This window comes from Micromonospora globbae (assembly GCF_036184225.1).
GTDB lineage: Bacteria > Actinomycetota > Actinomycetes > Mycobacteriales > Micromonosporaceae > Micromonospora > Micromonospora globbae.
Map to the genome: position 1 here is coordinate 3,522,291 of NZ_CP108084.1, position 22,335 is coordinate 3,544,625.

Here is a 22,335-nt window from a genome sequence, read left to right on the forward strand (position 1 = left end):
GGCCGACTTCCGATCGCCGTCTCGTGCCGATATCCGAGTCTGCCGCAGGCCGCCCACCCGGGTTCAGGCGCTCGGCGGCGCCGCGTCGCGGCGGTGCCGCGACCGCCCACTCCGATCACCGGAGTGAGCGGTCGCGGCCGCCGCCGTACGGCGACGGGGCCGGGCCCTACCGGGCGTCGACCGCCGCGCTCTGCGATCCGTTGAAGAGCTTGTCGCCCTGGTAGTGGGCGACCACCGGAGCGTCGAGGCCGCCCTGGACGACTGTGTTCATCGTGGCGACCCCGTTGCGGACGGGCGCGGACCCGAGGTACGTGTCACCGGCGTAGAAGTCGACCTTGCCGGCCGGCGTGGCCACGCTGGTGCTGACCGACGCCACCGTCGCCGTCGCCCTCACCCTGGTGTTGTGCGAGGCGCCCGCCGGCGCGGCCTCGACGTCGAGGCCGGTCGTGGTGGTGCGGAACGCCAGGGCACGCAGGTAGTGGTTGAGCAGCGGGCGCCAGACGTGCCAGGTGTGCACGCCGGGCACGTTGTACTCGTCCAGCTCGACGCCGGCCGCGCGCAGCGCCGCGGCGTTCCGCTGGGAGTTCTCGGCGATGTTGCCCAGGCGGTCCTGGAGCCCGGTGCCGATCATGATGCCGCCGGCCACGGACTTCATGCGATCGACCTGCGCCTGGGTGGCGGCCGGTCCGCCCGCGCTCCAGGCGGCGTGGTAGCCGAACAGGTCGGTGTGGTTGTACATGATCGTGTAGGCCCGGCTGCCTCCGGCGGAGAAGCCGCCGAACGCGCGGTCCTGCGGTCGGGTGGAGACGTGGTAGTTCTGCTCGACGAACGGGAAGATGTTGTTCCGCAGCTCGTTGACGTAGCCCTCGTTGCCACCGGGAAGGCCGTTGAAGTCGGTGGACACGATCACCATGGGTTCGACGACGCCGGACTGGATCGCGTTCTCCAGGATGAGGTGGGCCACGCCCTGCATCGTCCACGCGGTCGAGTGGTCACCGCCGCCGTGGCTCAGGTACAGGGTCGGGTATGGCTTGGCCCGGTTGGGGTCGTAGCCGTACGGGGTGTAGACGACGATGTCGTGCACGCCGGGCGGGTTGGTCGACAGCGGCGAGGTGTACCGCCGGGACTCCAGGGTGCCGATCTTGGCGACCGGCGCCTGGTAGCCGGTGTCGTACGTCGGGAACTTGGTGCTGGCCGGCACGTAGATCGTGCTGCGCACCGCGCCCGGTGCGCCGGGGTACTGCGGCTGGATCTGCCACGGGTTGGCCGGGTCGTCGTGCAGGGTGCAGCCGGTGGCCAGCTCGTTCGTGCAGTCGTGGGTGAACGCGTACCGGAAGGTGCCCGCGGGCAGCGGCGTGGTGAAGGTCCAGACGCCGTCGGAACCCTTCTCCATGGCCTGGATGTGCCACGGCGTGGCCGCGACGTCGCCGGGCTGCCACTCGGCGGGAGGCCGGGCGTCGCCGCAGTCCTGACACGGGATGTTCTCGGGGCGCGAGTAGAACCAGTCGCCGTAGATGTGGACCTGCTGGACGTCGTCGGGCGCCTCGTACCGGAAGGTGACCGAGTACCCGGTGGGCGGCTGATCGGTGCGGGTGACGGTCGGCCCCAGGGGCGCGGCCGGCGCGGCCGACGCGGCGGGGGCCGCGAGCGTTCCGGCCGCGACGGCCAGGGCCGCCATCAGCGAGAGCCTCAGCCGCCGGCTCGACGGCGGCATCAGCGAGAGACGGGGACGTGCAACGGGCATTTTCCTGCTCCCTCTCTTCGGCACGTGGCCAGACCGAATAGAGGCCCGGCCGGCATTTCGACGGTGAGGTGAACGGATACCTGAAGCAAACGCTGCCAGCTATGTTAGCGCTAACATCGTTCCTTGCAAAAATACAAGCATGAATAACGATGCACGTCAAGACGGTTACGGAGAGGTTTTAGAATCGCTCGCTGTGCGCATTTGTCGGGCAGATTCCAGCGGCACCAGAAGCGCTGGTGCGAATCAATTTGGGAGCAGGAGTGATCGGTCAGGGCGCTCCGATAAATGTGATCAGACCGCCCTGACACGCATTCGAATTCTTCCTACCGATGCGGGGATTCCACCGCCGGTTCCAACCTCCCGTCGACTCGTCTGGGGATCGCCGTGTGGTCGTCTCGCAGTTCCTCGGGCAGGATCCAGTCCGGCGCGTCCTGCCACGCGAGGGGGCGGAGGAACCGGCGGATGGACGTGGCGCCCACGGATGTGTGCACCGCGTTGGTCGACGGCCACGGCCCACCGTGGTGCTGGGCCCACGAGACGCGGACGCCCGTGGGATAGCCGTCGAAGACGAGGCGACCGCAGCGGGCGGCGAGCACGTCGACCAACCCGCGAACGGCCGCGACGTCGTCCCCCGGTCCGCTGTGGATCGAGCCGGTGAGCGACGGCGGGACGGTCACGAGCGCGGCGCCGAGTTCGGTGACCTCGCGATAGCGCACCACCACGATGAGCGGGCCGAAGCACTCGTCGGCGATCTCGGCGGTCAGTCGCGGCAGTGCGACCTCCATGAGCGCCGGCGCGACGGTGAACCCGGTGCCGGGGTCGATCCGCGGCCTCGCCGACACGCTGGCGCCGGCGCGCGCGAGCGCCGCGGTTCCGCTCTCGAACGCGTCACGGATGCGTTCGTTCAGCAGGGTCGCCCCGCCGGAGGAGGCGACCCTCTCCCGCAGCGCCGAGACGAGGCGGTCACCGGCGGGGTCGGACGGGACGAACGCCAACCCGGGCTTGGTGCACAACTGGCCGCCCGAGCCCGTGAACGAGGCGAACAGCCCCTCGGCGATCTGGTCTGACCGCTCGGCGGCCGCCGCGGGCAGCACGACGATCGGGTTCACGCTGCTGAGCTCCGCGTAGAGGGGAATGGGATCGGGCCGCTCGTCGATGGCCGCCTGAAGGGCTCGGGCAGCGCCGATGGAGCCGGTCAGGGCGGCGGCGCGGATGCCGGGGTGGCGCACGAGGGACCGGCCCGCCTGTTCCCCGTACACGATCGCGACCACGCCGTCGGGCCCACCCGCGTCCCGGACCGCCGACTCGATCGCCCGCCAGGAGGCGTGCGACGTCAACGGATGGGACGGGTGCGCCTTCACCACGACGGGACAGCCGGCGGCGAGCGCGGAGGCGGTGTCACCGCCGGCGACGGAGAAGGCGAACGGGAAGTTGCTGGCGCCGAAGACGGCCACCGGGCCGAGGGGCACGAGCATGCGCCGCAGGTCGGGACCGCGCCCGAGCGGCGTGTCGGCGGCGTGGTCGATGGCCGCCTCGACGTAGCCGCCGTCGCGCACCACGTCCGCGAACATCCGGAACTGGAGCGCCGCGCGGGTGAGTTCCTGGTCGAGCCGCGGTCGGCCGAGCCCGGTCTCCGACTCCGCCGTCGCGACCAGGTGCGCGCGGCGGGACTCCAGCGAATCGGCGATCGCCTCGAGCACCCCCGCGCGGCCGTGCCGTCCCACGTCGGTCAGCCACCGGGCCGCCCGGGACGCCCGCGCGACGATCTCCCCCAGCAGGACGTCTCCGGTCTCCGTGAGGTCGGTCGCGCGACGGGTGCCGTCGCGCGGGTCGACCGTGATCACCGCGTTCACAGCAGTCCCCTCCTGACGAGATTGCCCATGAGATCGCGGACCCCGAACTGCCAGGGTTCGCACTCCTCCGCGTGCCGCACCCGGTTGACCAGCGCGCCGAGCGCGGGGCAGCTGATGCGCACCACGTCGTCGACCTTGTGCGTGAAGCCCTCACCGGGGCGGTCCCGGTCCTGGATGGGCGCGAACATGGTCCCGAGCATCAGCACCGCCCCGTCGGGGTAGTGGTGGTGAGGACCGATCAGCTGCCGCACCAACGCCTCCGGGTCCCGTGACATCTGCGCCATCTCCGAGACGGCCTCCAGCTCGAAGCCGTCCACGCCGCAGACCTGCAGACGCACCTCGAGCCCGCGCACCTGGTCCAGGCCGAACCGGTCGTCGAAGAGCCGGATCAGCGGCCCGAGGGCGCACGAGGCGTTGTTGTCCTTGGCGCGCGGGAGCAGGAGCGCGGACCGTCCCTCGACGTCCCTGAGGTTCACGTCGTTGCCGAGGGTGGCGCCGACGATCCGGCCGCTGGACGCGACGATGAGCGCGACCTCGGGTTCCGGGTTGTTCCACGTCGAGGCGGCGAGCACGCCGACCGGGACGGCGGTGCCGACGGCGGAGAGGATCTGGCCCTTCGTGAAGATCTCGGCGTCCGGTCCGATCCCGACCTCCAGGTACTGGCTCCAGATCCCCTCGGCGACGAGGAGGTTCTTGAGCCGCTCGGCCTCCGCCGATCCCGGGGCCAGACGGTGCAGGTCCCCACCGATGTCGGCGAGCATCCGGCGCCGGATGTCGGCCGCGAGCGCGAGATCACCGCGGGCTCGCTCCTCGATGACCCGCTCGATCATCGACACGGGGAACGTCACGCCGGCGGCCTTGAGCGCCTGGAGGTCGACCGGGGCGAGCAGCCACGGACGGGTGCGGTCGCGGGTGGCGGCACCGGTGTTGGCCAGGACGTCCTCGAACCGTCCCACCCGCGGTCCGTCGATGCCGGCCACGGTGGCGGCGGGGTCGGGCAGCTCGCAGATGTCGCGGACCGTCGGGAACCGGTGGCTGATGTCGACGACGTCGCCGTCGCGGACGACCACGGGTGACGGGCCGTCGACCGAGGGATCCCAGATCCGGCCGACGAGCACGCTCTGGTCGACGTCGTCCGGCAGCGCCTCGGCCGCGGTCCCGAACCAGCCCGGCCCGGCGGCGAGCGCCTGGGGCTGTGGCACCGTCATGAGCCGCTCTCCAGGTTGAAGTAGGAGCGCTCGTCCGGGGGACGGATGTCGTACACGGCGTCACGGAACATGCGGACCGGATGCGGTGTGAAGGGATGCCGCTCGATCGCGGCGAGGTCCACCTCGATGCCCAGCCCCACGCCGGACGGGATGAGGACGTCGCCGTCCTCCGTCAGGACCAGCCGCTCGTTGGTGATCTCGGGGCGCCACGGCACGTCGGTCGCCATGATCTCCAGGTACCGGAAGTTCGGCAGGGTGGCCCCGAGTTGGAGCGTCGCGGCCGTGCTGAGCGGCCCGCTCGGGTTGTGCGGGGCGAATCCCACGTAACTCGTCGCGGCGAGCGTCGAGATGAAGGCGAGTTCGGCGATCCCGCCCGCGTGCGTCACGTCGGGCTGGACGAAGTCGACCGCCTGGCGTGCGAGTGCCGGCGCGAAGCCCTGCCGGCCGAACCACCGCTCGCCGGCGGCGATGGGCACCGGCGACGCGCGGCGGATGTCGGTGAGGGCGTCGAGATTGTCCGGCGGGCACGGCTCCTCGAACCACACCGGGTCGAACTGGGCGATCTCCTTCGCGATCTTTATCGCGTGGCGGACGTCGAACCGGCCGTGCCCCTCGATGAACAGCTCGACATCACGTCCCACCGCGCCGCGCACGGCGTCGATCTGGGCGAGCACCCGGTCGAGCTGACCGGTGGTGATGGTCATGTCGTAGTTCTCGAACGGGTCCCACTTGAGGCCGCGGAAGCCGGTCTGCACCGTCCGGCGCGCGGCCGCGGCGTAGTCCTCCGGGGTGACGGCCCCGGAGAACCAGCCGTTCGCGTACGCGCGCACCCGGTCCCGGATCGTGCCACCGAGCAAGCGGGAGACCGGGACGCCGAGGTCGCGGGCCGAGATGTCCCACAGCGCCATCTCCAGCGAACTGAGGGCGGTCATGATGACGGGCCCGCCGCGCCAGTACCAGTCCCGCGCGAGTTCGTACACGATCTGCGAGATGCGGGTGGGGTCGAGTCCCACGACGGCTTCGGCGACCTCGGCGACGGCGCCCTGCACGGCCCGTTCCTTGCCCTCCAGGGTGGCCTCGCCGAGGCCGACGATCCCCTCGTCGGTGTGGACGCGCACGATGACGAGGTTCGTGCGGTAGAAGTCGACGACCAGGGTGTCGACGGAGACAATCTTCATTCTGTGGGTCAACCCTTCACCGCTCCGGCGGTCATGCCGGACACGACGTACTTCTGCGCCAACAGGTAGAAGGCGACGGCGGGCAACGTGAACAGGAAGGCGACCGCCATCACCGTCTGGATCGGCGTGCCCAGTTCGCCGATGAAGTTGGCGATGCCGACGGAGGCCGGTTGCAGTTCCGGAGTGAAGATGAACGTCACCGCGAACACGTACTCGTTCCAGGCGTGGAAGAAGGCGATGACGGCGGTGGCCGCGATCGACGGGGCGATCAGCGGCATGTTGATGCGGGTCAGGACGGTGAAGGGCCGGCCTCCGTCCGCCCGGGCCGCCTCCTCCAGCTCCCTCGGGATGCCGTCGATGGCGCCCTTGAGGATCAGGGCGACGATCGGCAGGACGAACGCGGAGTTCACGAGGACGAGCCCGGTCAGCGAGTCGAGCAGGTCGAAGCGGCGGAACAGCGCGAACAGCGGCACGACCATGAGCGCCTCGGGAAGCATCTGCGTGAACAGCAGCACGAGGGTCAGCACGGCCTTGCCCCGGAACGAGAACCGGGACAGCGCGTACCCGAGGGGGATGCCCAGGCCCACGGAGAGGACCATCGTGCCGACGGCGATCACGAGGCTGTTGAGCAGCCATCCGGCCGCCTTGCCCTCGGCCAGCGCGTCGACGAACACGCCGAAGTGGCCGATGTCCGGGACGAGCCGCGGCCGGTCGGCGAACAGGTCACCGTTGCTCGACAGCGCCGTGACCAGCATCCAGTAGAGCGGAAACACCGCGACGCCCAGCACGACGAGCACGGCGATGATCCGCGCGGTGAGGCCGATGCGGAACCGCCTCATCGGACGTCCTCCTTCTCCACGGCGCGGGCGACCAGGCGGCTGCCGGTGATGACGATGAGCGAGATGACGACCCCGACCATGCCGATGGCGGCCGCCGATCCGAGTTCCTTCGAGTCGAAGGCCTGCGAGTAGAGGTCGATGACGAGCGTCTCGGTGGCGCCGACCGGTCCGCCCTTGGTCATGAGCCAGATGAGTTCGAACCGTCGCAGCGACCAGATCGTCATGAGCACGGCGAGCAGGCCCACGGTCGGCTTGATGACCTGCCAGGTGACGGCGCGGAACGTGGCCCACCGCCCCGCGCCGTCCACCGTCGCGGCCTCGTTCAGGTCCTGCGGAACGGCCTGGAGCGCGGACAGCAGCACCACGGAGGTGAACGGGAACAGTTGCCAGATGGTCGTCGCGAGCACCGCCGGGAGGGCGTACCGGGGGCTGTCCAGGATCGCGCCGCCCGGTACCCCGAGGCCCACGGCGTCGAGGAACCGGTTCACGATCCCGTACTGGGCGTTGAGCATCCACGTCGCGATGAGCGCGACCGCGATGCCGGGAGCGGCCCAGGGAACGGTCACGAGCGCCCGCGCCACGCCGCGACCCCGGAAGCCCTTGTTCAGCAGGAGCGCGACGACGAGCCCGCTGCCGACGGCCCCGACGACGCAGGCGATCACGTACACGAAGGTGATCAGCAGGGTGTGGCGGAAGTCCGGGTCGCCGAAGATGCGGTCGTAGTTGTCGAGGCCCACCCACTGGCTGCGGGTGGGGTTGAGCAGTGTCGTCCGGGTGAAGCTGAGGTACACCTCCTGGGCGAGCGGCACCGCCTGGAAGACGAGGATGAACAGTGCGGCGGGCGCCAGGAACAGGTAGGGCGTCCACTTGCTGCCCAGCGGACTGGGCCCGCGCCGCGTGCCGGATCTGCGTGTCGTTTTCGGTGCTCTCGTTCGCTCGAGCACGGTCATGGAGTTCGGCCCTTCCGCGATAGGACGCTGCCGGCGCGGACGCCGGCAGCGCCTCGTCGAGCTGTCAGCTGACCAGTTCGGTCGCCTGTTGCTGGGCGCGATCCAGTGCGGACTTGAGGTCCACCTTCCCCTGCAGCGCGGCGATCACGTTCTGCACGACGACCTTGCGGATGTCCGGTGTCTTGGCCTCGAACCCCAGCACGATCTGCGGCAGGCTGGACTCGGTGAGCTCGTCGAACACGGTGAGGAACGGGGTCTCCTCCAGCGCCTCGGCGCTGCGCTGCGTGGTGGTGGCGACGCTGCTCGCGCCGAGGATCTCCTGGAGCTTGATCTGGTTCTGCGGCTCCAGCGCCCAGCGGATGAAGGTGGCCGCCTCCTCCTTGGCCTCGCTCGCCTCGTTGATGACGATCGGCGCCAGGATCGCGCCCTGCTTGCGGACCGGGAACGGGATGGGCGCGACGCTGAACTTGAGGTTCGGGTTCTGGCCGCGGGTGGCGGTCACGTACCCGCCGTTGTTCAGCTCCATGCCGACCTTGCCCTCGGCGAACATCCGCCGGAACGTCGCCGCGTCGGCGCCGCGCGGGATCACGTTCGCGTCGTAGAGGTCCTTGTACGCCTGGAGCCCCTTGAGGTTCTCGGGTGAGTTGATGGTCAGGTTCTTGCCGTCCGACCACGCGCCGCCGAAGCCGTAGACGTAGTTGAAGATGTCCTGCCACACGCCGGCCTCCTCGGCCTCCGTCTGCCGGAACGCCAGGCCGTAGACGTCGCCCTTGGTCAGGGACTTCGCGGTGGAGAAGAACTGGTCGTAGGTGGTCGGGGGCGTCGGGATCAGGTCCGCGTTGTAGAACATCGCGTAGTTCGACGCTTCGAAGATGATCCCGTGCCGGACGCCGTCGTGGACCATGAACTGGTCCGGCTGCTTGATGAGGTCGTACTTGCTGACGTCGACGAGCTTGTCGAGCGGCGCGATGAGGCCGGCGTCAGCTGCGGCCTCGAACTCGGGCATGTCGAAGCGGACCAGGTCCGGTCCCTGGCCGCTGCCCATCTGGGTGAGCACCGTCTGGCCGAAGGTCGGGTAGGGCACGGCCGCGGCCGAGACCTGCACCTTGTCCTGGCTCTTGTTGAACTCGTCGAGCCACGCCGTCAGCTTGGGGCCGCGGCCCGGGTCGCCGAATGTTGACGCGGCGAATGTCAGCTTTGTGACGCCACCACCGGCATCGCCGTCGGAGCCGCAGCCGGTCAAGAGGGCGGCGACCAGGCCGAGGGCTGTGGCCCCGGCGATACCAAGGCGAGTGCGATTCCTGCTCATCGTTACTCCCCTGTTGCAGGTCGAAGTCGTCCGGGTGAAATTTGCAACGATCGTAGCGTCATATGCAACGCTGTCAAGTAGCGGTTGCGCATGGCATCAACTACATTGCACATAACGCAACGTCAGCGATGGCAGCGGCCGTCGCACGAGGGGAGACAGCGCCTTGTCGCAATCGATTCGCCGCGCGATCGACCTCATCCGTCGATCAGCAGAGCACCCGCTGTCGCTCACCGAGGCAGCGGACGTGCTCGGCGTCCACAAGTCCACTGCCCTGCGCATCCTGCAGACGCTGGAGTCCGCGCGCTTCGTGCGCCGGACCGGCGCGGGGACCTACGTGCTCGGCAGCGGCCTGATCGAGCTGTCCGAGCTGGCGCTCGGCTCGATGGACCTACGCCAGTTCGCCGCGCCGCACCTGCGTGCGCTGCAACGCGAGACCAGCCACACGGTGCACCTGGCGCAGCTGACCGGCGACGAGATCGTCTACATCGACAAGGTCGACAGCCCCGCGTTCGACGCCGTGAAGCTGCCGTCCCGCATAGGGCGCGCGGTGTCGATCTACGCGAGTGCCGTCGGCAAGCTGATCCTGGCCTACCTGCCTCCCGAGGAACGCGACCGGCTCCTCTCCCACGTCGTCTTCGAGAGGTTCACCGACACCACCTTCGCCGACCGGGACTCCCTCGAAGCCGAACTCGCCCGTATCCACGAACGCGGCTGGGCCACGGACAACGGCGAACACGACGCGTACGTCATGTGCGTCGCCGCGCCGATCAGGGACTCGCGCGGGCGGGTCATCGCCGCCACCTCGATCACGGCGATCGAGGTGATCGCCAGCCTCGACGAGCTGAAGGCCAACCTTCCGCTCCTGCTGGAGACCGCGAACCAGATCTCGCGCGAGCTCGGGTACGCACCCCCGGCCACCCCCGGGCCGGACGGGTCGGACGACCGATCGATCGACCGGCGCGGGTCGGACGAGGTCGGAGCGAGCCCGCAGGGCTGACGGTTCACGGCCTCCCCCGCCGTGGTCGCCACGGGTCGTCGGCCGTCCCCCGTCGGCGCGAGAGGCCCGGCTAAATGTCTGGCCAGCCGGCCGGGCGTCACCGATGATGGCCGCATGGCCACGACCCGACGCGCCGAGGTGATGACCGCCGAGGTGGTCGACGGCCACCTGGGCGGCAACGCCGCCTCGATCCGGGCGACGGCCCGTGCCCTGGCGAAGGTCGGGTCCGCCGCGGCCGTGGTGCTCGTCGAGGCATCAGTGACCAGATCGCCCTGGAGACGGCCGCCGTCGGCCGCGGTCGGGACCTCGATGCGGAGCGGGTCGTGATCGTGCCGATCGGCGGGGCACACGCGATCGGCCACTTCCTCACGAGGCTGACCCCCGCCGGGGTCCGGCTCGCCGGTCTGTGCGACCTGCGCGAGGAGGAGGTGTTCCGGCGTGGGCTCGCCACGGCCCGGGTCGGCTCACCCCGCACGCGCACCGAGATGGAGCGTCTCGGCTTCTACGTCTGCGTGAAGGATCTGGAGGACGAGCTGATCCGCGCCCTGGGCGCCGCGCGGGTCGAGGAACTCTTCGAGTCGCAGGGCGACCTCCGCGCGTTCCACTCGTTCCAGAGCCAGCCCGCCTGGCGGGGCCGGGAGCCCGAGGCGCAGTTGTGGCGGTTCCTGCGCAGCAGCTCGCGCCGTAACCAGCGCTACGCGCGGCTGCTCGCCGAGGCCGCGCTCGACCGCGACGCCCTGCCGCGTCCGCTCGACGCGCTGCTCGACCACGTCTGATCCGACGAGCGCCGAGCCCCGTGACCACGGCCGGCACCGGCACGGGCATCACCGTGCGTACCCGGTGCCTCAAGGAATGCTCAAATCCGGTTTCGCGCGGCCCATCGATTCCATGAATGCACATACGCTCACCCGAACGCTCCACGGTCCGCTGGACGACGACCGCCGTCGTCCAGCGGGCCCGTCCTGTGCACGCTCAGCACCACCTTCTGGATGGACCGGTCCGACCCCCGTAGGGCCAGCAACCACGTCAACCACAGGCCACAAGCACAAGGAGGGGAAGGATGCGACGGACGCAGGTGCGCGTCGCGCTCCTCGCGATGTCCGCCCTGGTGGGGAGCGTCCTCGTGGCGACCACCCCCGCAGGCGCGGACACCGCGGACGCGACAGTCACAGCGGGTTCGGAGCGATCCCATCTCGAGGACGCCGACGACGTACGCCTCGTACACGTCAGGATGACCGGCGCCGACATGCTGGACAAGGTGGTGGCCGCCGGCTTCGACCTCGAACACGGCCTCAGGCGCGTGCCGACCGGGATCGAGGGCGAGGCGGTGGTGACCGCCGAGCAGGTCGCCGAACTCGAGGCGTTGGGTGTCGAGATCATCGGTGACGACGAGGCCTTCGCCTGGAGCGACGAGGCCGACGGCGGCCTGCGGGCCTCCGGCGCGCGGACCGCGCAGGCCGTCCAGCCGGCGAGCCACGAGGCGACGGTACGGGTCGTCCGCGCCGACTGGTTCACCACGAAGGGCCAGGGCTTCCTGTACGTCGAGGCCCGGACCACCGAAGGGCAGCAGTCGAATCCGGTCGTCACGATGCAGCTCGAGAACGACTCGGGCAAGGACACGCCGTTCGGCTTCGCCCGGACGATGAGCCGGTTCGTCGACTCCGGGCAGTACATGTTCCACCGGAACCTGTTCAAGCTCGACACCCGCCCGAGCCAGATCCGGGTGACGAGTTCGACCGGTGGCGTCACGACGGGCTTCGTCTCGGACTGGCTGGAGGACGCCCCGCCGCCGCTGACGTCGAATCCGGGCTACAAGTGGGACTTCGTCGACGGCTACCGGACGCCGCAGCAGCTCTACAGCCGCGCGGAGGAGATCGCCCGCGAGTACCCGGACATCGCCGAGATCGTCTACCTGCCGAACAAGACGAACGGCTACCAGCGCAAGGCGCAGGCCACGATCGGCGGCACCGGCCAGTCCGCGGTCGTCGTCAGCTCGGCGGCCTGGGGCCACGAGGGTGGCAACGACATCACCGTCGAGTTCGTCGAGCGGCCGGGGGCCAACCTCCCGCTCAGCATCGAGGTGCAGGGCAAGGCGATCCGCGTCCTGCTCGCGAAGGACGCCGCCGGCGCGCTCGCGAGCACGGCCGCCCAGGTGGCGGCGGCCCTGGAGAGCCAGTCCCAGGGCCTCGTCGACCGGGCGCACCCCTACCGTACGAACGCCGGCACCGGCATCGTCGCCCCGACGACCGGCCCGGTCGCGCTGACCGACTTCCTCGACCAGAAGCGTGCCGGAGCGCCGGAGGGCGAGGTGCCGCGCGGCCCGGCGACCATCCCGGTGCTGCGGATCGGCAAGCACCGCGACGGCCGCAACCCGGGTGTGCTGATCCAGGCGCAGGACCACGCCCGCGAGTGGGTGCCGGCGACGACCAGCCTGGAGGCGGCCGAGCGCCTGGTGCACAACTACAAGTCCGACTGGGACACGAAGAAGATCGTCGACAACACCGACGTCTTCTTCATCCTGTCGAACAACCCCGACGGGGCGAACTACAGCTTCTACAACTTCGCCTCGCAGCGCCGCAACCTCACGAACCACTGCCCGGACGAGAACGCCGACCCGGGCCGGCGCAACTCCTGGGGCGTCGACCTGAACCGGAACTACCGGGTCGGGTCGGGCCACGACGGCTACGCGGGCGGGTCGACCAACTGCGTGAGCGACACCTACCAGGGGCCGGCGAAGCTGTCCGAGCCGGAGTCGAAGAACATCATCTGGCTGGTCGAGAACTACCGGAACATCAAGTTCATGATGTCGGTGCACTCCAACGGCGGCCAGCTGTTCTGGCAGCCGGGCGCCTACATCGCCGACGGGCGGATCACCACGCCGCGCCCGCCGCTGGGTGACGAGGCGTTCTACTGGCAGTCGGCCTCCCGGATCCTGTCGCAGGTCAAGGCGCACCGGCAGACCGTCGTCACGCCGGAGAACGTCGGTGGTTCCTCGGACGTCCTCTACTCCTCCGCCGGCAACGTGCGCGAGGACCTGTACCACACGTACGGGATCTACGCCTTCGGCTGGGAGGTCGGCGGCTCGGTCTACAACCCGGCCACCGGCAACTGGCAGGGCGGCTCGTTCCAGCCGCCGTGGGTGGGGACGCCGGATCTCGTCAGCGGCCACTCCGAGACGATGGAGTACGCCAACGGGATCATGGAGATGTTCCGGGTCGCGGCGGACTGGGGCAAGGACAAGAAGAAGCCGACGTCGCAACTCGTCCCCGGCGGCGGCACCTACTCCGGGCCCGTCGACGTGCGCTTCGAGACCAGCGAGCCGGCGACCATCTACTACACGACCGACGGCAGCCGGCCCACACTCGAGTCGCCCCGCTACGAGGCGACCGAGTTCCGCGAGCCGGGTCAGGTGTTCCACGTGACCGAGACGACCACGTTCCGCTGGTTCTCGGTCGACGCCGCCGGCAACGTCGAGAAGGGCTACGACCCGACGAACGACGGCAAGCGCGACAACTACCGCTCGGCGACGATCACCGTCACCGGTCGGTAGTCCCGCCGGCGCGGGCGGACCCGCGCCAACGAGACGGCGAGGGGCGGACGCATGGGCGTCCGCCCCTTTGCCGTGGTCGAGCTACCGGGCGGCCCTGCGGTGGAAGGCCCGCTTCGCCCAGAGGTACGACAGCAGCGAGATCACCGCGCACCAGGCCAGGGCCATCAGGGCGCTGTCGCCGATCTCCGAGCCGAGCAGCAGCCCGCGCAGCGTCTCGGTGACGGGGGTGAACGGCTGGTAGTCGGCGAACCACCGCAGGCCGGAGGGCATGGTGTCGGTGGGGACGAACCCGCTGCCGAGGAACGGCATGAGGGTCAGGAACATGGGCAGGTTGCTGGCGGTCTCGACGCTGTCGCTGACCAGGCCGAGCGCGACCGACAGCCAGGTCAGCGCGAACGCGGTCGCCACGAGCACGCCAACGGCGGCGAGCCACTCGACCGGTGTGGCGGTGGGGCGGAAGCCGATGGCGATCGAGATGGCGAGCAGGACGGCGATGCAGAGCATGGCCTGTACGAGGCTGCCGAGCACGTGTCCGGTGAGGACGGAGGACCGGGAGATGGCCATGGTGCGGAAGCGGTCGACGATGCCCTCGGTCGTGTCCATGGCGATCGAGATGGCGGTTCCCTGCGCGGTGCCGGTGAGGGCGAACAGCAGGATGCCGGGGACCAGGTAGTTCATGTAGGCGCCGCGGTCACCGCCGCCACCCGGGAGACCGGCGCCGAGCGTCTCGCCGAAGACGTAGACGAACAGCAGCAGGAGGACCACCGGCATGCCGATGAGCATCCCGGTCAGCGACGGGTAGCGCCGCATGTGGCGGATCTGTCGGCGAAGCATGGTCGCCGAGTCGGTCAGGGTGTAGGCGAGGCTGGTCATCGGTGTCCCCCGGTGGTGGCGGCCGGTGCGGCGGCGGAAGCGGGTGTGCCCGTGAAGGCGAAGAAGACGTCGTCGAGGTCGGGCGTGTGGATCGAGAGGTGGTCGACCTCGACGTGCGCGTCGTCGAGGCGGTCCAGCACCGCTCGCAGCGAGCGGACGTCGCCGTCGCTCGGTACCTGCAACGTGAGGGCGTCGTCGTCGCGCTGGGCGACGGCGAGACTGCGGGCGGCGGTGTCCAACGCGGTCGGGTCGGCGAAGCGCAGCAGGATGTGCCCGCCCGGGATGCGGCGCTTGAGGTCGTCGGGGGCGCCCTCGACGACGATCCGGCCGTGGTCGAGCACGGCGATGTGATGGGCGAGTTGGTCGGCTTCGTCGAGGTACTGCGTGGTCAGGAACACGGTGACGCCCTCGGCGACGAGTCCGCGGATGATCTGCCACATGGCGTGCCGGCTGCGGGGATCCAGGCCGGTGGTGGGTTCGTCGAGGAAGATCAGGCGCGGGTCGCCGACCAGGGTCATGGCCAGGTCGAGGCGGCGACGCATCCCGCCGGAGTAGACGGAGGCGGGCTTGCGGGCCATCTCACCGAGCTCGAAGCGGTCGATCAGCCGGGCGATGCGGCGCCTGCCCTCGGCGCGGCCCAGGTGGTGCAGGTCGGCCATCAGCTTGAGGTTCTCCTCGCCGGTGAGGAGGTTGTCGACGGCGGAGAACTGTCCGGTGACGCCGATCGCCGCCCGTACGCGGTCGGGTTCCGCGGTGAGGTCGTGGCCGGCCACGCGGACCGATCCGCCGTCCGCGGGTATCAGGGTGGACAGGATCCGCACCATGGTGGTCTTGCCCGCGCCGTTGGGCCCGAGCAGCGAGAAGACCGTGCCCTCGGTGACCATGAGATCGATGCCGTCGAGGACGGCCTTGTCCCCGAAGGTCTTGCGCAGGCCGGACACCGAGATGGCCGGCCTTGTCGCGGTCGTTACCGCCATTGCTTCCTCCACTGGTCGGGTGGTGCACGGGTACGGAGGCGCGCGGCATCGCCGGTCGGGCCGGACGGGCGGACCGGGGGTATGGAGGCGTGCGCCGTTCCCGGTCCCGGCGGAGGGCCGGGACCGGATCAGTCGGTGGGTGGGACGCTTCAGGAGCGGTGGATCAGGATGTCGCCGAACGAGGTGCGCGCCCGCACCTCGGCCTTCTCGTCGGTGTCGGCGGGACCGGCGGTGGCGTCGAGGTCGTTGTGGACCTTGCCGAAGCTGGTGTGCAGGTCGAGCAGGGCCGCGGTGCCACGCCGGATGCCGACCTGGATGCGCCCGGCCGCGGTGCGCACCGTCGCCACGCCCCGGACGATCTCGCCGATGCGGATCTCGCCGTTGGCGGTGGTCGCCGTGACCGAGGCGGCGGAGCGCTCGGCGACGATGTGGCCGTTCGCGGCCCGGACCCGCAGTTCACCGCCGACCTCGCCGACCCACGTGTCGCCGTTGCTGTTCTTCAGGACGGCTTGGCCGCCCACGGCGCGGAGGCTGAGCTTGCCGGATCCGGTGGTGACCTCGGCGTCACCCGCCACGTTCTCGGCGATGGCCGCGCCGTAGCCGGTGACGAGGGTGAGTGCGCCGGCGTCCTCGACCTGGAGGTCACCGGCGCCGGTCTTGAGCCGGCAGTCGGCCAGGGATCCGGCACAGTTGACGGCGCCGACGCCCAGCTTCCCGTCGACGCCGGAGCCCGCCGGCAGGTCGATGGTCACCTCGACGGACCCGGTCTTGCCGAAGATGCCGAAGTTGGGTTGCCGGGGCCCGCGGACGACGAGCCGGCCGGAGGCGTACTCCACACGGGTCTGCGCGGCGGCGCGCACGTCGCGGTCGTCGGATTCGTCGGCCGGCCGCACCTGCACGACGGTGTCGGTCCGCGGACCGGCGGTGATCCGCACGTCGCCGGCGACGAGCTCGATCGATACCGAGATCGGTCCGGGGGTGTCGAAGGATGGCATGGTGCTCCCCTCTCGGGTGGTCGGTGGGGGCCGGTGCGGCTAGCGCACCCAGCCGGTGAAGCGCTGACCCCCGGTGGGGGTGCCGGTACGCCGGGGGCCGCCGGGTTGGCCGGCCTGGTTGCCTCCCTCGACGGCCGCGGCCGCAGCCCGGATCAGCCAGGTGTTGATCGAGACGCCGGCGGCGGCCGCCGCCTGCTCGACGCGGGCCTTGAGGTGTTCCGGCAGGCGGAGGCTGATCCGCACGGTCGCCTCGTCCTCGCCGTCGGCGGGTGGCGGCGGCAGCGGATGCACTGCCGGCGCCGGCGCGGCGACGTCCTCGGCCCACTGCTCGGCGGGCGGTGGCGTCACGACGAAGCTCGGCTCCCGGTCACGCAGGCGCAGGTCGACCGAGCCGGGCGCCAGATCGCGGGTGATCTCGGTGGCCGCTTCGGAGAGCGCGTCCAGCAGGGCGAGCCGGACCGCGGACTCCAGCGGTGCGGTGAGGCGCTCGGCCAGTTCCCGAGCGTCGTCGCCACCGGCGGCCGCGGCCACCGCGAGCTGGTGCCGGATCGCGTCGACGTAAGCGCGTAGTTCCATGACACCACTATGGCATCATCGTGGCGTCACGGCAACAGCATTTGATGCCATCGGCGGCAGAGGTGGTGGCGTCATGGCGCCATCTGGCGTCACCCTCCGGCGGGCACCGCGCACCGGGGGGGCGGGCCGCTACCGGCGCAGGGCCTCGATCGTGGCCTTCGCCGCCTCGGCGATCAGCGTGTCGTCCGAGCTGGCGTCCTTCTCCTCCCGGCTGGAGAGGATCGCGAGCACGATCGGGGCGCCGTCGGGCGGCCAGACCACCGCTATGTCGTTACGCGTGCCGTACCCGCCGGAGCCGGTCTTGTCGCCCACCTGCCAGCCGGCCGGGACGCCGGCCCGGATGAGGGTGTCGCCCGTCGTGTTCCCCTTGAGCCACCCCGTCAGCACGGCCCGGTCCTCGGGCGCGAGGGCGTCCCCGAGGACGTACGCCCGCAGGTCGGTGGCGAGGGCCCGAGGGGTGCTCGTGTCGCGCCGGTCACCGGGGGTCGCCTCGTTGAGGTCGGTCTCGAACCGCTCCGGATCGGTGACCCGGTCGCCCAGCTCGCGCAACGCCCGCTCGAAGCCCGCCGGGCCGCCGAGCCGCCGCAACAGCAGGTTCGCCGCCGTGTTGTCGCTGTACCGGACGGCGGCGTCGCCCAGCTCGCGCAGGGTCATCCCCGTCTTCACGTGCCGCTCGGTGACCGGCGAGTGCGTCACCAGGTCAGCCTCCGTGTACCGGACCACCCGGTCCAGCTCGGCGGTGGACGTCGCCGCCAGCAGCGCCCCGGCGGCCAACGCCTTGAAGGTCGACGCGTAGCCGAACCGCTCGTCGGCCCGATGCTCGATGGTGCGGCCGGTGCCGGTGTCGACGGCGTAGACGCCGAGCCGGGCGTCGAACCGCGCTTCGAGCCGGCCGAAGTCCGGTGCCGCGGGCGTCGCTCGTGGCGCCGGCGATACCGAGGCGGCCGGGCTCGACGGCACGCCCGACCGGGACGCGGTCGGCGCGCCGCTCGTCGAGCAGGCGGCGAGCGCGACGCACGCGAGCGCGGCGGCGACCGTCACGGCGGTCCGGCGGGTCCCAGGAATCACCCGTGCTGCTCCTTCATCCCTCGGTGCTGCTGTCGACCGTACGAGCCCCCGTCACCGCGGTGCCGCCCGGTGGCCACGACCGGAGCTTGTCCGGGTTGCGTACCGCCCAGATGTGCGTGATCCGACCGGCGGTGACGTGGAAGGCCATCACGGTGCCGGTGACGCCGCCCTGCCGCACCACCAGGCCGGGCTGACCGTTGACCGTCCGTTCGAGGATCGTCAGGTCGTCCTCCCGGCCGGCGATGTCGGCGAGCGCCCGCGCGATGCGTCCGGCACCGCGGATCGGGCGGAACTCGGCGTCGACGATGCCGCCGCCGTCGGCGACCGCGGTGGCGTCCGGGTCGAGCAGACCGACGAGGGCGTCGATGTCCCGGGCCTCCCACGCCCGCTTGAAGTCCCTGACGACCTCGACGCGCCGGGCTCGGGGCGTGGGGGCGGCCTGCGCCGCGCGGACGCGGCGGCGGGCCGACGAGGCCAACTGGCGGCAGGCCGCCGGCGTACGGCCGACGATGCCGGCCACCTCCGCGAACGAGTAGCGGAAGACGTCGTGCAGGACGAACGCGACGCGCTCGGCCGGTGTCATCGACTCCAGCACGACGAGGAAGGCCATGGTGACCGACTCGTCGAGGGTGACCCGGTCGGCCGGGTCGGGCGGCGCGCCGTCCGACCGCCCGCTGATCCACTCGGTGGCGTCGGGCAGCGGCTCCGGGAGCCATTCGCCCACGTATCGCTCCCGGCGGACCCGGGCCGAGCGGAGCACGTCCAGGCAGACGCGACCGGCGACCGTCGTCAGCCAGGCGGCGGGCGACGCGATCTCATCCCGCTGTGCGTCCGGCATGGCGCACCAGCGGGCGTACGTCTCCTGCACGACGTCCTCGGCGTCGGCCACCGAGCCGAGGAGCCGGTACGCGAGGTCGATCAGCCGACGCCGCTCCCCCAGGACGGCGCTCAGTCTCGGATCGGGTCGGCCGGGCTCGGACTGGTCACTCATGGTGCTGGCGGCTCCCTCGGTCGCGTCTGCCCTCACCGGTTTCGACGGCGTACGGCGCGCAACTGTGAGGTTCGCACGCCACCTCACATCCGGCCCGCCCGCGTCGTCGTACCGCTGAACCGCCAGCGGAGCTGGCGCACCGCACACCGTCCGGAGGAGAACGTTCATGGACATCGTCCTGTGGGTCGTCGCGGGACTGCTCGCCGCCACCTTCCTGGCCTCCGGGGCCATGAAGCTGATCCAGCCGAAGGAGAGGTTGGTAGCCTCCGGCATGGCCGTCCTCGACGACCTCGGCACCCCCGCCGTGAAGGTCATCGGCGTCCTGGAGATCCTGGCCGCGGTGGGCCTGATCCTGCCGGCCGCGCTCGGCGTCGCGCCGGTCCTGGTACCGCTGGCCGCCGTCGGCCTGGCGTCGCTGATGGTCGGCGCCGCCGCCATGCACCTGCGCCGCCGCGAGACGCAACCGGTCATGGCGAATCTCGTCCTGCTCGCCCTGGCCGTCCTCGTGGCGTGGGGGCGCTTCGGCTCGCACGCCTTCCCCGGATGACCCCGATGAGCGACTGTCGCGCCGTCCCCGATCGCGTCGAGGTCGAGACGCCGCGCGCCCGAGCGCCGCCCCGGGGTCCGACGTGGCGGGCGGTCAGCCGGCCGGTGGGTCGAGCAGGGCGCGGACGGCGTGGGAGACGAGGTCGCGGTCGACGCGCGGTGAGGTGCCACGGCTGAGGTGGCGGCGGACGACGGCGTACGGCACGTCCACCACGGCGATGGCCAGCCGCTCCAGTCGGGCCGGTGTCGGCGCGCCGAACAGGTCCGCGGCCAGCCCGCGGAGCAGGTCGATCACGGGCTTGTTGAGGTCGGTGAGGGACTGCCGGACGTGGGCGGGCAGGTCGGCGTCGGCCAGCAGCTCCTCACGGCGGGCCTGCAGCAGCAGGCGGGCGTCGGCCGGGTGGCGCAGGGCGAACTCGACGGTCCAGTCGGCCGCGGCGAGCGCTCGTTCGATCGCGGTGCCCGAGGTCGCGGCGGCGAGCAGGCCGGCCTGGAACCGGCGGACGGTGCGGAGCCACACCTCGGCGAGCAGTTGCGGGCGCGAGCCGAACCGGTGGTAGAGCGAGCCGACCGGCGCGCCGCTCGTGGAGCTGATCGCGGCCGTGGTCGCCGCGCCCGGCCCACCCCGGACCAGCAGGTCGCGGGCGGCGTCGAGGATCGCGTCGTCGCTGTGCAGCTTGGGTCTGGCCACGGAGACATTCTAGAGCCTACGATCTAGAAAGGACGCTCTAGAACTGTCGGAGGAGGCGGTATGAGCGACGGTCCCGCCGGACGACGGCTGCCACCGGGCCAGGCGCCGGCGGCGCTCCGCCGGTTCGGCCTGCCGCAGTACGCGCGCGTCCGCGCGCAGCCGCCGGCCCGCCCGGTGGTCACGGTGACCGGCGCCGTGGCCCGCCCGACACAGATCGACCTGGCCGACCTGATGGGCGCCCACCGGCGGCACGCCCGACGCGGCGACCTGCACTGCGTGACCACCTGGAGCGCGCTGGACCTGCGCTGGGAGGGCGTACGCTTCCGCGACGTCCACGACACACTGGCGACCCGGGTGGGGCCCGCCCGCTCGGCGAACTGGGTCACGGTCACCGGCCTGGACGGCTACCGCGCCTGCCTGCGCCTCGACGACGCCCTCCACCCCGACGTGCTGCTCGCCGACCGCCTCGCCGGCGCCCCGCTCGGCCTCGCACACGGCGCGCCGGTCCGCCTGGTCGCCCCGGCCCTGTACGGCTACAAGAGCGTCAAGCACGTGTGCGCGATCGAGTACCGCCGCGACTACGATCCCGGCTCGGCGCGGTGGGCGGCCCATCCCCGCGGACGCGTGGCGCACGAGGAACGCAGCAGACACCTGCCCGGGCCCGCCTGGCGGTTCATCTGGCGCACCCTGCTCCCGCGCGTCCGCCGCCTGTACGACGAGCGGTGACGCGGCCGGCGCGGACGCGGATGCCGCCCGGCTCGGGGTCGCCGGACCGGCCCGCCCGTCTCAGGCCGGGTGGTCGGCCCCCGAGGACGGCTGCGGCGTCGCCCAGATGCGGCGCAGTGGTCGCATGCCCTCCTCGACGTAGTCGGCGATGGGGCGCTCGCCGCCGTCGAGGTACCACTGCTCCAGTGCCGCGAAGTAGCCGAAGGCGAGGGCCTTCGCGACCACGCGGGCCTGCGCCGCGCTCATCTGCCCGGTCGCCGCGATGAGCGGTGCGATCCGCTCGCCGGCGCGGTCGAGCGTGGCGCAGACGGCCATGCGCACCGACGGCTCGGCGAAGAAGTAGCGGACCCTGCGCCACGGGCTCCGGTTGGCCTGGGGGCCGTCACCCGCGGTGCCGGAGCTCGGCGCGTCCGGCGATTCGTAGGAACGCACGGCCCGCAGCAGACTGCCGATGGGATCGGCGGGGTCCAGGATGCTCTCGAGCGCCTCCGGGCTCATGCTGTCGAGCTCGACGTCGGTGACCACGATCCCCTGCTTGGTGCCGAAGATGCGGTACACCGACGAGGGCGAGACCTCGGCGGCGGCCGCGATCTCCTCGATCGTGACGGCGCCGAACCCCCGCTCGTCGAAGAGGTCGAGGGCGCGTTCCTGGATGGTGCGCATGGTCTTCAGGCGCCAGCGCTCCCGGAGCCCGGTCATGTGGCTCACCGTATCAGGAAGTCACTTTCTCAAGAAAGTGGCTGCCGTTTTGCCGTTGACTGCTCCGGCCCGCCTTCATACAGTCGCTCGCTGGAGAAAGTGACTGTCTGAAAGGCCGTGCCATGCCGACGCCGGAACAGAGATCGCGCACCCGGACCACGCTGACGTTGATGTACGCCGGGGCGGGGCTCACCGCGATCGCCGCCCTCGTCCCCTTCCTCGACCGCGCCGTCCTGGCGGACCACGTCAGGGCTGGCTACCCGGGCTACGCGCCCGACGCGGTCGACGCCGCCGTCACGGCGTACCTGGTCATCCTGGCCGTGGTCGGGGCGCTGGGGCTCCTCGGCTGGACGGGCACGATCTGGGCGACCCACGCCGGCAAGCGCTGGGCCACCTGGCTGGCGACCGCGCTGCTCACGCTCGGGCTCTGCGTGGCGATCGCCGCACTGACCATCCGGGACACCTCGGGCGACGTCGGTCTGGCTCCGCTGCTGGGTTGGCTGCTGGTCGTTCCGTGCGTCCCCGGTCTCGCCGCGGTGGTGCTCTCGCGACGGGTGTGACGACC

Annotated in this window: 22 protein-coding genes; 7 read left to right on the forward strand and 15 right to left on the reverse strand. The window is 71.3% G+C overall.

Annotated features, from left to right (window positions below):
* Positions 1 to 166 precede the first annotated feature (166 nt).
* From OG994_RS15525 to OG994_RS15555, 7 genes are all read right to left on the reverse strand, one after another.
* Positions 167 to 1,744, reverse strand: coding sequence for an alpha/beta hydrolase-fold protein (locus OG994_RS15525; protein WP_328850119.1), 1,578 nt, complete (start codon positions 1,742 to 1,744; stop codon positions 167 to 169).
* A gap of 323 nt (positions 1,745 to 2,067) precedes the next feature.
* The gene (locus OG994_RS15530) at positions 2,068 to 3,597 is read right to left on the reverse strand and encodes an aldehyde dehydrogenase (NADP(+)) (protein ID WP_328850120.1); all 1,530 of its coding nucleotides are present in this window, start codon (positions 3,595 to 3,597) and stop codon (positions 2,068 to 2,070) included.
* Entirely contained in the window at positions 3,594 to 4,805 is a 1,212-nt protein-coding gene (locus OG994_RS15535; RefSeq protein WP_328850121.1) for a fumarylacetoacetate hydrolase family protein, read from the reverse strand. Before OG994_RS15535 ends, OG994_RS15530 begins: the two co-directional genes overlap by 4 nt.
* The gene (locus OG994_RS15540) at positions 4,802 to 5,983 is read right to left on the reverse strand and encodes a mandelate racemase/muconate lactonizing enzyme family protein (protein WP_120332108.1); all 1,182 of its coding nucleotides are present in this window, start codon (positions 5,981 to 5,983) and stop codon (positions 4,802 to 4,804) included. The genes OG994_RS15535 and OG994_RS15540 overlap by 4 nt, the downstream gene beginning before the upstream one ends.
* Positions 5,984 to 5,991: 8 nt before the next feature.
* Positions 5,992 to 6,822 (reverse strand): carbohydrate ABC transporter permease, encoded by an 831-nt coding sequence (locus OG994_RS15545; RefSeq protein WP_328850122.1) that lies wholly within the window; start codon positions 6,820 to 6,822, stop codon positions 5,992 to 5,994.
* Entirely contained in the window at positions 6,819 to 7,772 is a 954-nt protein-coding gene (locus OG994_RS15550) for a carbohydrate ABC transporter permease (RefSeq protein ID WP_120332110.1), read from the reverse strand. The genes OG994_RS15545 and OG994_RS15550 overlap by 4 nt, the downstream gene beginning before the upstream one ends.
* A 64-nt stretch (positions 7,773 to 7,836) precedes the next feature.
* A complete protein-coding gene (locus OG994_RS15555) occupies positions 7,837 to 9,081 on the reverse strand; it encodes an ABC transporter substrate-binding protein (protein ID WP_120332111.1) in 1,245 nt (414 codons plus the stop codon).
* A 163-nt stretch (positions 9,082 to 9,244) separates the two neighbouring features.
* Here OG994_RS15555 and OG994_RS15560 point away from each other — a divergent pair, with 163 nt between their 5' ends.
* From OG994_RS15560 to OG994_RS15575, 4 genes are all read left to right on the forward strand, one after another.
* Positions 9,245 to 10,078 carry an IclR family transcriptional regulator gene (locus OG994_RS15560; protein WP_328850123.1) on the forward strand — a complete coding sequence of 278 codons (834 nt, stop codon included), beginning with the start codon at positions 9,245 to 9,247 and terminating at the stop codon, positions 10,076 to 10,078.
* A gap of 114 nt (positions 10,079 to 10,192) precedes the next feature.
* Positions 10,193 to 10,405 (forward strand): hypothetical protein, encoded by a 213-nt coding sequence (locus OG994_RS15565; RefSeq protein WP_328850124.1) that lies wholly within the window; start codon positions 10,193 to 10,195, stop codon positions 10,403 to 10,405.
* Positions 10,402 to 10,854: a hypothetical protein gene (locus OG994_RS15570; RefSeq protein WP_328850125.1), complete on the forward strand. Its 453-nt coding sequence runs from the start codon at positions 10,402 to 10,404 to the stop codon at positions 10,852 to 10,854. Before OG994_RS15565 ends, OG994_RS15570 begins: the two co-directional genes overlap by 4 nt.
* A 284-nt stretch (positions 10,855 to 11,138) precedes the next feature.
* The gene (locus tag OG994_RS15575) at positions 11,139 to 13,628 is read left to right on the forward strand and encodes a M14 family metallopeptidase (RefSeq protein WP_328850126.1); all 2,490 of its coding nucleotides are present in this window, start codon (positions 11,139 to 11,141) and stop codon (positions 13,626 to 13,628) included.
* 81 nt (positions 13,629 to 13,709) lie between these two features.
* Here the strand turns inward: OG994_RS15575 and OG994_RS15580 are convergent, their stop codons facing one another.
* The 6 genes from OG994_RS15580 to sigJ all read right to left on the reverse strand — a co-directional run bounded on the left by OG994_RS15580 (position 13,710) and on the right by sigJ (position 19,108).
* The gene (locus OG994_RS15580) at positions 13,710 to 14,501 is read right to left on the reverse strand and encodes an ABC transporter permease (protein WP_328850127.1); all 792 of its coding nucleotides are present in this window, start codon (positions 14,499 to 14,501) and stop codon (positions 13,710 to 13,712) included.
* Positions 14,498 to 15,478, reverse strand: coding sequence for an ATP-binding cassette domain-containing protein (locus tag OG994_RS15585; protein ID WP_328850128.1), 981 nt, complete (start codon positions 15,476 to 15,478; stop codon positions 14,498 to 14,500). The genes OG994_RS15580 and OG994_RS15585 overlap by 4 nt, the downstream gene beginning before the upstream one ends.
* A gap of 149 nt (positions 15,479 to 15,627) precedes the next feature.
* Positions 15,628 to 16,473, reverse strand: a complete 846-nt coding sequence (locus tag OG994_RS15590; RefSeq protein ID WP_120332116.1) for a DUF4097 family beta strand repeat-containing protein — start codon at positions 16,471 to 16,473, stop codon at positions 15,628 to 15,630.
* Positions 16,474 to 16,512: 39 nt separating this feature from the next.
* Complete coding sequence (locus OG994_RS15595) at positions 16,513 to 17,049, reverse strand: toxin-antitoxin system HicB family antitoxin (RefSeq protein ID WP_120332117.1); 537 nt, start codon at positions 17,047 to 17,049, stop codon at positions 16,513 to 16,515.
* A 129-nt stretch (positions 17,050 to 17,178) separates the two neighbouring features.
* Positions 17,179 to 18,117: a class A beta-lactamase gene (gene bla / locus OG994_RS15600; protein WP_328850129.1), complete on the reverse strand. Its 939-nt coding sequence runs from the start codon at positions 18,115 to 18,117 to the stop codon at positions 17,179 to 17,181.
* A 13-nt stretch (positions 18,118 to 18,130) separates the two neighbouring features.
* Positions 18,131 to 19,108 carry an RNA polymerase sigma factor SigJ gene (gene sigJ, locus OG994_RS15605; protein WP_328850130.1) on the reverse strand — a complete coding sequence of 326 codons (978 nt, stop codon included), beginning with the start codon at positions 19,106 to 19,108 and terminating at the stop codon, positions 18,131 to 18,133.
* A gap of 166 nt (positions 19,109 to 19,274) precedes the next feature.
* Here sigJ and OG994_RS15610 point away from each other — a divergent pair, with 166 nt between their 5' ends.
* Entirely contained in the window at positions 19,275 to 19,655 is a 381-nt protein-coding gene (locus OG994_RS15610; RefSeq protein ID WP_120329535.1) for a DoxX family protein, read from the forward strand.
* A gap of 93 nt (positions 19,656 to 19,748) precedes the next feature.
* On the opposite strand, the gene OG994_RS15615 is transcribed toward OG994_RS15610, so the two are convergent.
* Entirely contained in the window at positions 19,749 to 20,345 is a 597-nt protein-coding gene (locus OG994_RS15615) for a TetR/AcrR family transcriptional regulator (protein ID WP_328850131.1), read from the reverse strand.
* A 60-nt stretch (positions 20,346 to 20,405) separates the two neighbouring features.
* Here OG994_RS15615 and OG994_RS15620 point away from each other — a divergent pair, with 60 nt between their 5' ends.
* Positions 20,406 to 21,071 carry a molybdopterin-dependent oxidoreductase gene (locus OG994_RS15620; RefSeq protein WP_328850132.1) on the forward strand — a complete coding sequence of 222 codons (666 nt, stop codon included), beginning with the start codon at positions 20,406 to 20,408 and terminating at the stop codon, positions 21,069 to 21,071.
* 60 nt (positions 21,072 to 21,131) lie between these two features.
* On the opposite strand, the gene OG994_RS15625 is transcribed toward OG994_RS15620, so the two are convergent.
* Positions 21,132 to 21,770 (reverse strand): TetR/AcrR family transcriptional regulator, encoded by a 639-nt coding sequence (locus OG994_RS15625; protein ID WP_328850133.1) that lies wholly within the window; start codon positions 21,768 to 21,770, stop codon positions 21,132 to 21,134.
* 170 nt (positions 21,771 to 21,940) lie between these two features.
* Here OG994_RS15625 and OG994_RS15630 point away from each other — a divergent pair, with 170 nt between their 5' ends.
* On the forward strand, positions 21,941 to 22,330 hold the full coding sequence (locus tag OG994_RS15630; RefSeq protein ID WP_204985223.1) for a hypothetical protein: 390 nt from the start codon (positions 21,941 to 21,943) through the stop codon (positions 22,328 to 22,330).
* The last annotated feature ends 5 nt before the right edge of the window (positions 22,331 to 22,335 follow it).

Coding starts and splice junctions, on each gene's coding strand:
- OG994_RS15610 (WP_120329535.1), top strand. CDS start 19,275: ATGGACATCGTCCTGTGGGTCGTCGCGGGACTGCTCGCCGCCACCTTC.
- OG994_RS15575 (WP_328850126.1), top strand. CDS start 11,139: ATGCGACGGACGCAGGTGCGCGTCGCGCTCCTCGCGATGTCCGCCCTG.
- OG994_RS15620 (WP_328850132.1), top strand. CDS start 20,406: ATGAGCGACGGTCCCGCCGGACGACGGCTGCCACCGGGCCAGGCGCCG.
- OG994_RS15580 (WP_328850127.1), bottom strand. CDS start 14,501: ATGACCAGCCTCGCCTACACCCTGACCGACTCGGCGACCATGCTTCGC.
- OG994_RS15535 (WP_328850121.1), bottom strand. CDS start 4,805: ATGACGGTGCCACAGCCCCAGGCGCTCGCCGCCGGGCCGGGCTGGTTC.
- OG994_RS15595 (WP_120332117.1), bottom strand. CDS start 17,049: ATGGAACTACGCGCTTACGTCGACGCGATCCGGCACCAGCTCGCGGTG.
- OG994_RS15590 (WP_120332116.1), bottom strand. CDS start 16,473: ATGCCATCCTTCGACACCCCCGGACCGATCTCGGTATCGATCGAGCTC.
- OG994_RS15555 (WP_120332111.1), bottom strand. CDS start 9,081: ATGAGCAGGAATCGCACTCGCCTTGGTATCGCCGGGGCCACAGCCCTC.
- OG994_RS15585 (WP_328850128.1), bottom strand. CDS start 15,478: ATGGCGGTAACGACCGCGACAAGGCCGGCCATCTCGGTGTCCGGCCTG.
- OG994_RS15625 (WP_328850133.1), bottom strand. CDS start 21,770: ATGACCGGGCTCCGGGAGCGCTGGCGCCTGAAGACCATGCGCACCATC.
- OG994_RS15545 (WP_328850122.1), bottom strand. CDS start 6,822: ATGAGGCGGTTCCGCATCGGCCTCACCGCGCGGATCATCGCCGTGCTC.
- OG994_RS15550 (WP_120332110.1), bottom strand. CDS start 7,772: ATGACCGTGCTCGAGCGAACGAGAGCACCGAAAACGACACGCAGATCC.
- sigJ (WP_328850130.1), bottom strand. CDS start 19,108: ATGAGTGACCAGTCCGAGCCCGGCCGACCCGATCCGAGACTGAGCGCC.
- OG994_RS15525 (WP_328850119.1), bottom strand. CDS start 1,744: ATGCCCGTTGCACGTCCCCGTCTCTCGCTGATGCCGCCGTCGAGCCGG.
- OG994_RS15540 (WP_120332108.1), bottom strand. CDS start 5,983: ATGAAGATTGTCTCCGTCGACACCCTGGTCGTCGACTTCTACCGCACG.
- OG994_RS15630 (WP_204985223.1), top strand. CDS start 21,941: ATGTACGCCGGGGCGGGGCTCACCGCGATCGCCGCCCTCGTCCCCTTC.
- OG994_RS15565 (WP_328850124.1), top strand. CDS start 10,193: ATGGCCACGACCCGACGCGCCGAGGTGATGACCGCCGAGGTGGTCGAC.